The organism is Chitinophagaceae bacterium (assembly GCA_016717285.1).
GTDB lineage: Bacteria > Bacteroidota > Bacteroidia > Chitinophagales > UBA10324 > JACCZZ01.
In genome coordinates, this window is the sequence record JADKFU010000001.1 from 157,951 (window position 1) to 172,302 (window position 14,352).

The following is a 14,352-nucleotide window of genomic DNA, read 5'->3' on the forward strand; positions in this document are numbered from 1 at the left end:
GCGCATTTGCGTGGGGTTACTAAAACCAATTCCCATGAAAAAATTCAACCCCACCTTCCTCAAAAAACTAAGCTCTTATTCCGGGCTCGCAGGTTCAATCATTGCTCTTCCCTCACTGGCACAGGGTCAAGTCATTTATACAGACGTTGTTACGGACTTTGTCGGGCATCCGTATGCCGAATATGGATTGGATTTGAATAACGATGGTACGGATGACTTTTTAATAAATGTTAATGAGCATTTTTGGGCTCCCTTTTTTCAACAAGCCTACATTAGAATATATCCTTCCCCGGGAAACGCCATCGCAATTGGAGATTATGGGCCAGGTGTATTTGGTATTTATAGTGAAGTGGGTGCCGGTTTGATTTGGAACGAAGATCAATTTCAAAAGCTTGGTGCTGCCTCTCTCTCTTACTATGCCGGTAATTCAAATTTCTTTTACAATGGTAGCTGGTTAAATGTTGATGGAGAATTTCTGGCCCTGCGTTTTAAAATCAATAATATAGATCACTATGGATGGGTGCGTCTGTCCACAGATGTTTTTGCCGTATTTAACCCAGAATTGATAGTTCATGATTATGCTTATGCAGCTGCTCCTGAAACATCCATTAAAGCGGGATGCGTGAATGGAAATACCTTTTTTGCAGATGCAGATGGCGATAGTTATGGTGATCCTGCTACTAATGTGACAGACTGTGTTGTGCCTTCTGGTTATGTTGAAAATGATATGGATTGTAATGATGCAAATGCCGCTGTTTATCCAGGTGCAACAGAAATCATCAATGGCATTGACGATGATTGCAATGGAATTGTTGATGATGTAAACTGCATTACTCCAACGAACCTGGAAATAAAAAATATTTCTTCCACCTCAGTAAAATTAAAATGGGCTCCTGAAGTAGTAGCTGCCAAATATTCTTTGCGCTACAAAGCAGCGAGCAGTGCATCCTGGATTCAACTTAATCCGCAAGGCAAATCAAAAATCGTGGAAGGTCTTTTACCCAACACAAAATATGTATGGCAGATAAAAAGTGTTTGCGGTGATAATCCTAAGATTACTTCCGCTTGGTCACCCAAACAATTTTTCACAACACTTCCATTAAAAATTACAAATGAAAATATGTCAGCAACCTCGCTCGAGATTTATCCGAATCCTTCTGCGGGAAATACCACCCTTCATTTCAACCTCACACAATCATCGCAAGTCAGCATAAAAATTTTTGATGTGAATGGAAAAGAAGTTTCGAAGGTGTTATATTCAACTTATGAAACCGGCGATCATTCCGTGCAAATCAATACAGCATCATATGCGAAGGGAATTTATTTGGTGCAGATGATTTCGGGTGATGGAATTCAAAAACAAAAATTGATTGTACAATAATTTTTTAATGGTAGAGACGCAATGCATTGCGTCTCTACCAATTCATTTAATAGCTTACAACGTATCGTTACAAACCCAAAACCATGAAAAATCCATTTACCCTTTCCATCATTGTACTTTGTTTTTCATTTTCTAGTGCAACGGCACAAGTAACAGCGCCTGAAATTCAATGGCAAAATACCATTGGTGGCAGCGGTGTTGATTATTTAAATTCTGTAATTCAAACGATTGATGGCGGTTACCTGCTTGGTGGTTATTCTTATTCCGGCATTTCAGGGGATAAAACGGAAGCGAACCAAGGTGATTTTTCGTTTTCTTATGACTATTGGGTGGTGAAGCTGGATGTTTCAGGCAACATTCAGTGGCAAAATACTATTGGCGGCAGTAGCTATGATTATTTGCTTTCAGTCATTCAAACCACCGATGGCGGTTACCTGCTTGGTGGTTATTCTTCTTCCGGCATTTCAGGAGATAAAACCGAAGCAAGCCAGGGAAGTTATGACTATTGGGTGGTGAAGCTGGACGGCTCCGGCAACATTCAGTGGCAAAATACCATTGGCGGCAACAGCAGTGATTATTTAAATTCTGCAATTCAAACCTCCGATGGAGGTTACCTCCTCGGAGGCTATTCAGGTTCCGGCATTTCAGGAGATAAAACTGAAGCGAACCAAGTCTTTACTTATGACTATTGGGTGGTGAAACTGGATGGCTCCGGCAACATTCTGTGGCAGAATACCATTGGCGGCAACAGCTTTGATGAGCTGTCTTCTGCAATTCAAACCTCCGATGGCGGTTATCTGCTCGGAGGCTATTCAGGTTCCGGCATTTCAGGAGATAAAACTGAAGCAAGCCTGGGAGGATATGATTATTGGGTCGTGAAGCTTGATGCTTTAGGGAATATTCAATGGCAAAATACTATTGGTGGCGAAAAGGAAGATCAATTGACCTCTGTCATTCAAACCACCGATGGTGGTTACCTGCTGGGAGGTTTTTCAAAATCCGGCATTTCAGGAGATAAAACCGAATCAAGGCAGGGTAGAAAGGATTATTGGGTAGTTAAGTTGGATGGCTCAGGTGCCATTCAGTGGCAAAATACGATTGGCGGAAGTGGCGATGATGCGCTGAACTCTGTCATTCAAACCACTGATGACGGTTACCTATTGGGCGGTACTTCAGATTCCGGCCAGTCAGGAGATAATACCGAAGAGGACCAGGGATTTAAAGATTATTGGGTGGTGAAACTGAATAGTTCCGGTAATATTGAATGGCAAAATACCATTGGTGGAAGCAGCTATGATCTTCTTAGATCATTAATTCAAACTGCTGATGGAGGTTTCCTGCTAGGAGGTGATTCCCAGTCCGGCATTTACGGAGATAAAACCGAAGCGAACCAGGGTATCCGTGATTATTGGGTGTTGAAGCTTTCTGCTGAAGGGTGCAATGCATTTACAGTTTTTGCAGATGCTGATAATGACAGCTATGGAGATGCCGCAAATAGTTTTTTTGCAACTGACTGTGTTATCCCTTCCGGTTATGTTGCAAATGATTTGGATTGTAACGATGCAAATGCCGACATACATTCTGGTGCAATTGAAATTATAAATGGCATTGACGATGACTGTAATGGTCTTATTGATGAATGTAGCATTCCTGCTATATTAATAACAAAAGCCCTTACTGCAAATTCTGCAAAATTAAAATGGGATCCTTTGCCAACAGCGACCGGATATTCTTTGCGCTATAAAGTAGCGAGCAGTGGAACATGGACAGTACTTAATCCGCAAGCTCACACAAAAACGATTGCGGGACTTTCACCTAACACAAAATATGTATGGCAGATAAAAAGTGTTTGCAGTAATGATCCTAAGACTACTTCCGCTTGGTCACCCAAACAATTTTTCACAACACTTCCATTAAAAATTACAAATGAAAATGCAGCAGCAACATCACTTGAAATTTATCCCAATCCTTCTTCTGGAAACACCACGCTTCATTTCAACCTCACACAATCATCGCAAGTCAGCATTAAGATTTTTGATGTGAATGGAAAAGAAATTTCGAAGGTGTTAAATTCATCTTTTGAAGCCGGCGATCATTCCCAGCAAATCAATACAGCATCATTTTCAAAAGGAATTTATCTGGTACAGATGATTTCGGGTAATGGAATTCAGAATCAAAAATTGATTGTGCAGTAATTTTTTTGAATTAAAAAAATCAAGGTTCATCTCCAGCGAATGTGCAGTGGAAAAACGCAAACAATTAATTCAAAAACTGCCGTGCCTGCTTTCGCAAACACGGCAGTTAGCAGAACCTCGGTGGCTCTTCATGATAACATCCGTATTATTTGATCATCACTATTTTCTTAATCATGGATGATTCATTAACCTGAAGTTTTACGAGGTAAACTCCGGGCGAAAGCTGACTGCAATTGAGTGCAGTAGTGTGACTGCCGGCCGGCATGTTTTCATTGGATACCTGTTGCATCAGTTGACCTGCAACATCGAACAAGTCAATCCGCACATTTGCATCCATTGTTAAAGAGTAAGAAATGGTGGCAAAGGATTCAAATGGATTCGGATAAACTTCGAATTGTATCGAAGGGATCGCTCCAAGTTTGTTAGCTTCTGTTGTGAAAAATACTTTTGTTCCCCACAAGGAAGTGATCTTTGGATTTTTACTGCACACACTCTTAACCTGGCACGCATATTCAGTTAAAGGCAACAAATCCTCAATTGTTTTTGAAGTATTGGTGATTTTAGCAATCACTGTCCAGCCATTGGTATTGGCTACTTTATAGCGTACTTTATAATTCAATGCTCCGGGACTCGCATACCAGATCAGTTTGGCCGAGTTTTCAGTGATTTTTGCAATCGAAAGATTCGTAGGTTCATAACAACCGCTGCAGTTTTCATCAATCTCTCCGTTACAGTTATCATCAATGTTGTTTCCACAAATTTCAGTTGCTCCGGGATTGATCAATTCATTTGCATCATTACAATCCGTTGAATTCGAAACGTAGCCTGACGGCGGTGTGAGAGAACAGGTATACGTTTTCACATTTATATTTCCATAACTATCGCCATCAACATCACGGTAGTATTTATAGAGTTGCTGACCTGCATCAATTGTCACAGTGATTGTATCGGAACATCCTGATTCGGTAATTCTTCCGACGATGGTGTAGGTAGTAGTTACAGGAGGAGAGGCAATTACTTCTTCGCCGGTTGTTTCAGTTAATCCGATAGACGGTGACCAGGTGTAAGTATCAGCACCATGCATCGTAATTTCTGAAGAGCCGCAGATTTCCTCTACAACCACCGAAGCCGTTATTGAAACGCCATCTGAAATATTAACCGTTAACACCAGTAAATCTGTAGTGGTTAATACAACAGTTTTGTAACGCCTGTATTTATCAAAGCAGGAACTATGTACAGTGTGGCACATTGCTGGCCAGCCGGAATCACGATGCTGTCGGCAATCAGGTTATAATCAACTCCGTTTACAGCACTGCCACCAATCGTATAGTGAATAGTTGCGGGTTCCGTTGTGGCACCGGTTCTGCAAAAACGGACTTGCCCGTCCTGGCATCCTCTGAATGCATCGGATTCAACCACAGCGGTTGAAACGCAGGAGAGAGAACTGGATTGTAACATTACTCCGGAATCATACACAGGATCCCCTGCGTCAGAAATTCCGATTTTAAGATGGTAGGTTTGGCCGGGAGTCACCGCTGAAGTAGCTGCCAGCAAAGTAGTGTAACCATCATATTGCACGGTGTTTCCTGTGCAATTGTTCACATAGTATTCACAGTTGGTACAAGGGCCCGGCAACACATCCGGACAATCAATAGTATATCCATCATTCACATTGTTGATTTCAATGGGAATATTTGCGCCCGGCACCAAAGCGATATTTTGCACACCACTGATACCCGGCCCGCTGATGAAAAAAGCAAATACATCATTGAACTGCGAGTTCACAAATTCAGGATATTCTTCTGATCCGAAAATATAATTGAAAGCTATATTGTCGCATGCGGCTACAAAGTCAAATGAAATAGTGCAGGCATCAAATGTGGTTGACGTGGTGAGCACTTCCAAATCAGGATCACCAGGCATTATATTATCAGTGCTCTGGTAAGCTGAATTATTCGGTCCTATCAGGTCAACGGCACTGCCTGAAGTTAAAACGATACCATCAGACAATCCAAGACTGGTGAGGCCACCGGTAAATGTTCCGTAGGCATTTGACGTGCAATTGATAACAGCGTTGTAAACCGTTACGCCGGGGCCCAGCAGTTTTTCAGCAATCTGTGTGGCTGTTCCACCTGGTGTAACTGTAAGTGCGCACCCGGAAGGATTTGCAACAGATACAAGAAGGCTTGTGGAAGTAGTTGACAAGCTGCTATTGGTACACGTAACAACACATTGATAATCTGTTCCAACAGATTGCGATGTGGTATATATTTCATCTGTAGCGCCCGGGATATCGGCGAATCCTGCACCTGTATTTGCCTGCCATTGATAGCCAACTCCAGTACCGCCAGAATTTTGGAGTGAAAGTGTAAATTCTGTGTTGGCACAAGTGGGATTTGTTGTTACCAGTGTATTTCCCGGATCAGGGAATCCTGTGCAATCAATTAAATTTTCTGAAGGCAAGGGTGGAGGTGCTGGATTATTTTTAACAGCATTATTTGTTTGCGCAACCATTTTTGAACCAATCAGGGTTGGCGTTACACCGTCTAAAAAATACTGAACCCATGCACCTGAAGTACGGGCATGTGCGGTTATCTTAAGATTATCAATCGGTTCATTTGAATGGGCAGCAATGTTTTGTGTTGTCACAAAAGCACCCTTTTCATCCGTGGTAACCACCCAGGGAAGTGCATTCATGAACCGCGTATTGTCAAGATAAACTACCTGCATACTGATATTTTCATTGGACGCAAAACCGGAACCGTTAAGTATAACAGATGATCCTTTTTGTACTCCTGTTATTGTCTGCGCCTGAATCGTAGCAGTTCCAATTATGAAACAGCATATGATGAACAGCATGATGCCCGCCATCATTGGGTTTGTTCTTATTTTTTTCATGGCTTAATTTTTTAGTACTTAAATGAGTTGCTTACTCTAAACCCTTTTCGGCATTATGGGGCTTACTCTTTTAAGTCGGTCTGTGTCCCTGACATTGGGGGCGCGGGCAGGCAAAGGATTTTCAGCTTCTTCCTGTTATTACATAGTGTCAGCGGTGACGTTGCAGTAACAGCACCAATTGACTGCCAACTCTTCCAGATTGATTTCCGGCATTACTTATTCAGCTATATTTCAAAACCCATTCTGACATTTGTTATTTTAATATCAGGCTTTGATTGCAAAAGGAACTTTTGTGAAGGCTGTAGAGCAAAAGTCAGAACCATTGATTTACTGAATGATTTTCTGCTTTCTGATGAAAGCGTTGACTTTTTCATTTTTATCAATTGAAAAATTCAGCAGGAAGAAATAATGGCTGCACAAAGTTGAAACACCTTTTTTGAATATAAAATGATTTTGAGCAGATTTCAATTATGATTTATATCAGGTGGACTCATTCGCCAGTGAGGTTAGCGCAGGATCAAATGGAAGGTTAAAAAATTATAAGGAGAGATTAGGATACTTTCTTCAAATGCTGCTGTCTGGTATGTCAGCGCTGGAAATTTATTGGTTGATATGCTGAGTAAAAAACCGATTACGAAAATCTTACTCCCTTTTTCTCTTAAAAAACTCCCTCACCAACTCACCACATTCTTCTTCCAGAATACCAGTTTCAATAGTAGTTTTTGGATGCAGAGGTGAAGGCGTATAAAGTGTAAATCCTTTTTTTTGGATCAATTGCTCCAATTACAATATGCTGAACCTGTGCCCATCCAATAGCTGCGGCACACATCATGCAGGGTTCGAGCGTAACATAGAGCGTACAGTTTTTTAAATATTTACTGTTGAAAAAATTTGCCGCTGCGGTAATGGCAATAATTTCCGCGTGAGCTGTAACATCCCTCAGTCTTTCCACCTGGTTATAACCTTTGCCAATTACCTGGCTGCTGCTTACAATCACCGCACCGATAGGAACCTCGTCTTCGTCAAGCGCTCTCCGGGCTTCTTTAATGGCAAGACTCATATAGTATTCGTGGGGAAGGGGCATGGAAGGGTTTGAAGGGTTTAGATTGTTTGAAGGGTTTAGATTGTTTAGGTGGTTTGAAGGGTTGGTAGGGTTTAGATTGTTTGAAAGGTTTAGCGATTTGGAAGAGTTAACTTCGGGGCAATCTTATTTCGTTAAGGAAACTAATTTTCTATCTATTCCGGGATTTCTCAGGAACTCCCCCTTAAGCATTTAAAAGCTCTGCAGGGATCGGAAATTGCTGCTGCATTTTTTTAAATGCTTAAATCAAAAATCGTTAATCGATGTTCGATATTCAAAATAAATCATGCTTAACTAAATGACATTTGCTTCGTTGCTGCTTTGCCGGTAGGGCCAAAAAACCCACGAAAGTAATTGATGATTGCCGACGTCCATTTTTTTTTATCTTTGGCGGCACTAAAAATAGAGAATCTTTTGAGGCGTCTTTTTCTTGTTTTATCGATTGTTATTTCAGCCTTGCAATCCGTTGTTGCGCAGAAGGCATGGACGCTTGAAGAGTGCGCCGCTTATGCAACTGCCAATAATATTTCATTGAAGCAGTCACAACTGAATGCACAGCTTTCTGAATATACATTGACGCAATCGAAACTGAATCTTCTGCCCAGTGTAAATGCAAGCACCGGTTACTATTTCAATTTCGGACGAACGATTGATCCTACCACCAACCTCTTTGTAAATCAAAACACACAAACCAACAACATCCAGCTTTCTGTGGGCTGGCCATTATTCAATGGTTTCCAACGTTTGAATACCGTGAAGCAAAATGAATTCAGTTTATTGGCAAGCCAGGCAGCCACGGCCAATACGGAACAAACCATTCAGTTATATGTGGCAGGTGGTTTTTTGGAAATCGTATATGCAAAAGAAAACCTGCTGAATGCTGATGAACAATTGAGTGTTTCCCGTGCGCAAATGGACCGCACGAAATTGCTGGTAAATGCAGGCACACTTTCGCAGGGTTCACTCTATGATATTGAAGCGCAGGTAGCGAATGACGAGCTGGCAAAAGTAAATGCACAGAATGCATTGGATATTGCAAAGCTCAATCTTACACAACTCATGAACCTGTCGGAACCTTTGGAAGTATCTGTTCCCGATATCAATATGAGTACGGAGTTGTTGCGCGATCTTAATCTTACAGCAGACAGTATTTATCAGACAGCCCTGCGGTTGCAACCGGTTATCAAAAACGCTGAGTATAATCTTTTCAGTTATGAGCGCAGTTTAGCCATTGCAAGAGGTGCTCAATATCCTTCCCTTTCATTTTTCGGAAGCCTGTCCACTAATTATTCTGATGCTTATCAGCGAATAGGATCTATTGATACGGTTACCGGAGAACCTCAGCAGATTGGTTATGTAGGCAGCACAGGCGAACCTGTGTTATCACCTTCATTTAATATTATACCCACTTTTAAAGATGCAGCTTACACCACACAGTTAAAAGACAACTTTGGCCAGGCCTTTGGGTTTAGTCTTGATATTCCTATTTTCAATAACTGGAATACGCGCACCAACATCAGCCGGTCAAAAATTAATGTGCAGAATGCGGAATACTCGCTGCAATCGGCAAAGCAACAACTGCAGAAGGATGTTGAAACAGCTTACCAGGATGCAGTGGCTGCAAAAAACAGTTATACAGCCGCATTAAAAGGGGTGACCGCATTAGAGAAGTCTTTTGATGACGCCCAAAAGAAGTTTAACCTTGGCGGCATCACCTCACTTGATTATACTACTGCAAAAAGTAATCTAACCAAAGCTCAATCCTCACTGCTTCAGTCTAAATTCCGTTATATTTTTAAATTGAAAGTGCTGGATCTTTACCAGGGAAAACCATTAACACTGCAATAAGCATGTTCAAAAAAAACAGGGTACTTTATATTTTAATTGCAATTGCTGTCATACTGGTGATTGTGTTGCTTGTTGGAAAAAAACAAGGATGGATAGGTGGTTCGAAAGGAACAGAAGTTAGTGTGGAAACAGTATCGCACAAGGAGATTACAGAACGTGTTTCAGCAAGCGGAAAAATTTATCCGGAACTGGATGTAAAATTAAGTCCGGATGTATCAGGCGAGGTGACTGAATTGTATATTAAGGAAGGTGATTCAGTAAAAGCAGGCATGGTGCTGGCGAAAATCAAACCCGATATCTACCAGGCAATTCTTGACCGTTCGGTTGCGGCGTTGAATACTTCCAAATCCAATTCATTGCAATCGCAGGCAGCGCTGATTCAGGTAACTGCTGAGCTCGAGCGGTCTGAAAAAAATTATAACCGTAACAAGGACCTGCACAACCAAAAAGTAATTTCTGATGCTGATTTTGAAAATATTGAAGCCGCTTACAAAGCCGCGAAGGCAAATTATGATGGTGCATTAATGACAGTTAAAGCAGCGGATTACAGTGTACAAAGTGCTCAGGCGAGTGTTAAGGAAGCAACGGAAGATTTGCGCAAAACAACTATTTACGCCCCCATCAATGGCATAGTATCACAACTGAATATTGAGAAAGGTGAACGTGTGCTGGGTACTACGCAAATGCAGGGCACCGACATGATGCACATTTCTGATCTCAACGCTATTGAAGCAAGGGTGGATGTAAGTGAAAATGATGTGCTGCGTGTGCAGCTCGGTGATACCTCGGAAATTGAACTGGATGCTTATCCTGATAAGAAGTTCAAGGGCGTGGTAAAGCAGATTGCCAATTCAGCAAAAAGTACGCTTACCGGTCAATCAGAACAGGTAACCAATTTTGAAGTGAAGATTTTGCTGGTTAAAGATTCTTATAAAGAACTGATTGGTGCTGATGGGAAAAAATTTCCATTTCTTCCCGGCATGTCTGCATCGGTGGCGATCCTGACTAATAAAGTGACCAATGTGATCGCTGTTCCCATTCAGGCAGTTACTACCAGGGAAGAAACCGAAGATACATTAGCTGCTCAATCAAAAACGGGCTCTGATTTTAAGAATACAAAGAAGGATGCAGTCAAGCAGCAAGAAGTTGTGTTTGTAATTAAGAATGGTATCGCAAATACTGTGGCGGTGAAGACCGGTATTCAGGATGACGAATTTATTGAAATTAAGTCGGGGCTCAAAGGTGATGAGCAGGTGATTACCGCACCTTTCAGTGCGATTTCCCGCCTATTGAAAAATGGTGACGTGGTGAAAGTGGTTGACAAAGACAAGCTCTTTAATACAGAGGCAAAATAAGGAATGCCTGCCCGGCACTGTTCAATGGAGCTGCTGGCAGCATTCGTAGTGCTACAATCCAAAGGAAGGGTTGTTTTTTTCTTGCTGAACAGCCGGTATGCTTACTTCAGCTTTTTGTCTTTCAGTTAACTTTCCATCATGACCTCCCAAAAAATAAGTATGATAGGTGGCGGAAGTTGGGCCACAGCACTCACCAAGGTGTTGAATGAAAATGAACAGGTCGTTCATTGGTGGTTACGTGATGCAGCTTCGGTTGAAAATCTGTGCACACGGTTCAACAACCCGAATTATCTGAGTTCAGTAGATTTTAATCCCGGATACATTCTTCCCGATGTGGATTTAAAAAAAACGGTTTCCGCAGGAGAGATTATTTTCCTTGCAGTACCGGCTGCTTTTTTAAAAACAGCGTTACAACCGCTTTCTCCCATAGACTTTAAGCACAAGATCATTGTGTCTGCCATTAAAGGCATGATTCCGGGCGATAATCTTTTGATTGCTGATTTCATGCATAAATATTTTGAAGTGCCACTTGAAAATTCGGTGATCATTAGCGGACCTTGTCATGCGGAAGAAGTAGCCTTGGAAAAACTCAGCTATCTCACACTGGCGAGTCAGCGAAGTGAGCATGCAGCATTGGTATGTGAATTACTTCGCTGCAGTTATGTTCGCTGTACGCCTTCAGATGATATTTACGGTACGGAATATGGCGCCGTGCTGAAAAATATTTATGCACTGGCGGCTGGCATCTGCCATGGACTTGGCTATGGAGATAATTTTCAGGCCGTGCTGATTTCAAATGCTATTGAAGAGATGGAGCGTTTTGTAAAAGCGGTGCATCCGATTACGCGCGACATCAAAGATTCCGCTTATCTCGGAGATTTAATGGTGACTGCCTATTCACAATTCAGCCGCAACAGAACATTTGGCAACATGATTGGCAAAGGATATTCTGTGAAAGCAGCTTTACTTGAAATGAATATGATTGCTGAAGGCTATAATGCAGCCAAATGTATTCATGAAGTGAACAAACAATTTATGGTGAACCTGTTGATCTGTGAAGCAACGTACCGGATTTTATATGAAAGTGCGGATGCCAGGGAAGCTATGGTAAAAGTGAGTGAAGGGTTGAGTTGAGCTGTGTAATTTCACTTTTGGCAAATAATTTTTTGAGTGGAAGAAATTCCATCTACAGTAAGATTCATCAAGTAAATTCCTTCTCCAATTCCAGTCAAAGAATATTGATGTTTTCCGGCGGATTGATTTTGATTCTGTAAAATAGTTTTCACTTTTTGTCCGAGAAGGTTAAATACCTCAAGGGTAATGTCTGCATTCTTTTCGAGAAATATACAGACAGTGGTGGATTGTTGAAATGGGTTGGGAAAAACTTTCAAGTTGAATTTTTTGATAGCAGGCATACCATTATCTACACTCACGATTCCTCCTTCTTGAAACTCAGACAATCCGTTCTCTGTGCCCATCCATAAATTCCCTGAATTATCTTTGGCAACAGCGTAAACATGGTTACCTCCCAAACCCGAATTACTGATATCAAAAACATATTTTGACGAGTCATCAATTCTTATCAAACCACTATAAGTTCCCATCCACTTTACGTCATTTGCATCAATAAGAATATTCAATGCATTGTATGCTGAAAAACCATTAGGGTTCAGGATAAATTCCGTTCCGTCAAATTTGAATATGCCTGGAATAGAAGTAAACCACCAGTTGCCTTGCTGGTCACGGGCCATATGTGAAAGCCCGAAATCAAAATGTAAGCTGGTATCACCAAATACATAGGTATCGAATTGTGAACCATTGAACTTAGTAATTTTGTTTTCGTGTTCAGCATTGTTATAGGGTTCTGCAAGCCACACGTTATTCTCTTCGTCAACTCCAATCAAACGTGAATCATCAGAAGGAATAGATGAATTAGTTGTATTAAATATTTTCCAGGTAGTGCCATCATATTCAACCAATCCAGGAACGCCGGAAACAAACTGCATCCAGACACCATTTCCATTATTTGCATACAAAGCGCTTATTGTTTCATTTGAAGGAATGTCTGAATTTGATTGATCGTAAAATGACCATGCGTTAGACTGAATGGAAAACTGATCGAGACCGTAATTGGAAATATCATATAGCCAAAGATTGTCTTCGTCTCCAATGTCAAAAAGATTGAATGCCGGACCCTGTCCGTTTGAGTTATTCGGATTGAAGTGTGACCAAATTTCTCCGTCGAATGAAATCAAGGATGATTCATTATCCATCCATATACTTTTAAGAGTGCTGGCTTTAACATTAAGAACATATCGGCTGTTTAACCCGGAGTTGGAAGTAATATGGTGAGTCCATATATTATTATTAAGCCGGTCGAGACCAGCGTCAGTTCCTATCCAAATATCATTATCATTTATTGTACTCACGGCGAGCACTGCATTACTGCTGATAGCTGAATTGGAGATGTCGTAAACTATCCAGTTGCCATTGCTAAATTCTAAAAGTCCGTGTTGAGATGCGATCCACTTCGAATCATTTTTATCAATAAAAAGCTGGTTGATCGTGCCTGTTACCGAAGAAGGAAAAGGAATAACCTGAACCATTGCTCCATTGAAGAAAGATACCAGTTCCGTTTCTTCAGTGACATGATCGGTGGAACAGAACCAAAGCGTATCGTTGGAATCTATTGCAAGCCCTGAATAATTTCCATAAGGGATATTGGAGTTTAGAAAATTATAGGAAGTCATTGAATCACCTGTATATCCGAAATCCAAAATGGAATTTCCACCACGATATAAACCCCATATATGTTGATCCGAAGTTATAGCAAGATTATCAATATTAATAAACCCGCTTGGGGAAAAATTCGTCCAGGTTGTTCCGTCGAATTTTTGAAGATCGATACAACCAAACCACTTATTGTCATTGGAATCCACTGCAATGGACAGTACACAAACAAGATTGTAAGAGGTAAATTGTGTACCATCAAACCTAGCAAGGTAACTATAATCACCATCAGTATTGCCCATCCACAAATCACCCTGATGATCCAAAGCAAGGGAGAAAACAGCATTATATGGAAGGCCTGAATTTGCATGATTAAAGAAGGAGGTTTCGCCGGTATTCTTATTAATCTTTACCAGTCCTCCACCATATGTTGCCACCCAAACCGAACTGTCCTGTGCTGCTATTGATGTTACATAGTTCCCATTCGTATAGTTAATCCATTCCGGATTTTGTGCGAATGAATTTGCGATAGTTATTAAGATAAGAGAAAAGAGAAAGAAGACTGATCGTGAATATCTGTTCATAGCATTCGTTTTTATTTTGCGTGAATTATTTTTTGCGCAGAAGAAATTTCATTCACCGTAAGTTTCACCAAATAAATTCCTTCACTGTTCCCACTGAATAAGTATTGATGTTTTCCCTCTGTTTGATTCTGATTCTGCAAAATGGTTTTTACTTTTTGTCCGAGAAGGTTAAATACCTCAAGGGTAACGTCTGCATTCTTTTCGAGAAATATACAGACAGTAGTGGATTGTTGAAATGGGTTGGGAAAAACTTTCAAGTTGAATTTTTTGATAGCAGGAA

General features: G+C 41.0%; 9 protein-coding genes and 1 pseudogene. 5 read left to right on the top strand and 5 right to left on the bottom strand.

The genetic code is table 11. From position 1 onward, the window contains the following. Window positions 1–34 precede the first annotated feature (34 nt). Both IPO83_00625 and IPO83_00630 read left to right on the top strand, forming a co-directional pair. On the top strand, window positions 35–1,381 hold the full coding sequence (locus tag IPO83_00625) for a T9SS type A sorting domain-containing protein (GenBank protein ID MBK9729797.1): 1,347 nt from the start codon (window positions 35–37) through the stop codon (window positions 1,379–1,381). 83 nt (window positions 1,382–1,464) lie between these two features. Further along, window positions 1,465–3,576 carry a T9SS type A sorting domain-containing protein gene (locus IPO83_00630; protein MBK9729798.1) on the top strand — a complete coding sequence of 704 codons (2,112 nt, stop codon included), beginning with the start codon at window positions 1,465–1,467 and terminating at the stop codon, window positions 3,574–3,576. 145 nt (window positions 3,577–3,721) lie between these two features. Here the strand turns inward: IPO83_00630 and IPO83_00635 are convergent, their stop codons facing one another. The 3 genes and pseudogenes from IPO83_00635 to IPO83_00645 form a co-directional block, all read right to left on the bottom strand. Beyond that, window positions 3,722–4,825: a T9SS type A sorting domain-containing protein gene (locus IPO83_00635; GenBank protein MBK9729799.1), complete on the bottom strand. Its 1,104-nt coding sequence runs from the start codon at window positions 4,823–4,825 to the stop codon at window positions 3,722–3,724. Continuing rightward, window positions 4,762–6,474 carry a choice-of-anchor L domain-containing protein gene (locus IPO83_00640; protein MBK9729800.1) on the bottom strand — a complete coding sequence of 571 codons (1,713 nt, stop codon included), beginning with the start codon at window positions 6,472–6,474 and terminating at the stop codon, window positions 4,762–4,764. Before IPO83_00640 ends, IPO83_00635 begins: the two co-directional genes overlap by 64 nt. Before the next feature lie 642 nt (window positions 6,475–7,116). Continuing rightward, window positions 7,117–7,534, bottom strand: a pseudogene (locus tag IPO83_00645) (nucleoside deaminase). 435 nt (window positions 7,535–7,969) lie between these two features. Between IPO83_00645 and IPO83_00650 the strand changes: the two are divergent. From IPO83_00650 to IPO83_00660, 3 genes are all read left to right on the top strand, one after another. Next, the gene (locus IPO83_00650; protein ID MBK9729801.1) at window positions 7,970–9,403 is read left to right on the top strand and encodes a TolC family protein; all 1,434 of its coding nucleotides are present in this window, start codon (window positions 7,970–7,972) and stop codon (window positions 9,401–9,403) included. 2 nt (window positions 9,404–9,405) lie between these two features. Then, window positions 9,406–10,758 (top strand): efflux RND transporter periplasmic adaptor subunit, encoded by a 1,353-nt coding sequence (locus IPO83_00655; protein MBK9729802.1) that lies wholly within the window; start codon window positions 9,406–9,408, stop codon window positions 10,756–10,758. Window positions 10,759–10,896: 138 nt separating this feature from the next. Further along, complete coding sequence (locus IPO83_00660; GenBank protein MBK9729803.1) at window positions 10,897–11,892, top strand: NAD(P)H-dependent glycerol-3-phosphate dehydrogenase; 996 nt, start codon at window positions 10,897–10,899, stop codon at window positions 11,890–11,892. Window positions 11,893–11,903: 11 nt separating this feature from the next. Here the strand turns inward: IPO83_00660 and IPO83_00665 are convergent, their stop codons facing one another. After that, window positions 11,904–14,072 (bottom strand): T9SS type A sorting domain-containing protein, encoded by a 2,169-nt coding sequence (locus IPO83_00665; protein ID MBK9729804.1) that lies wholly within the window; start codon window positions 14,070–14,072, stop codon window positions 11,904–11,906. 11 nt (window positions 14,073–14,083) lie between these two features. Next, window positions 14,084–14,329, bottom strand: coding sequence for a T9SS type A sorting domain-containing protein (locus IPO83_00670; GenBank protein MBK9729805.1), 246 nt, complete (start codon window positions 14,327–14,329; stop codon window positions 14,084–14,086). Window positions 14,330–14,352 lie beyond the last annotated feature (23 nt).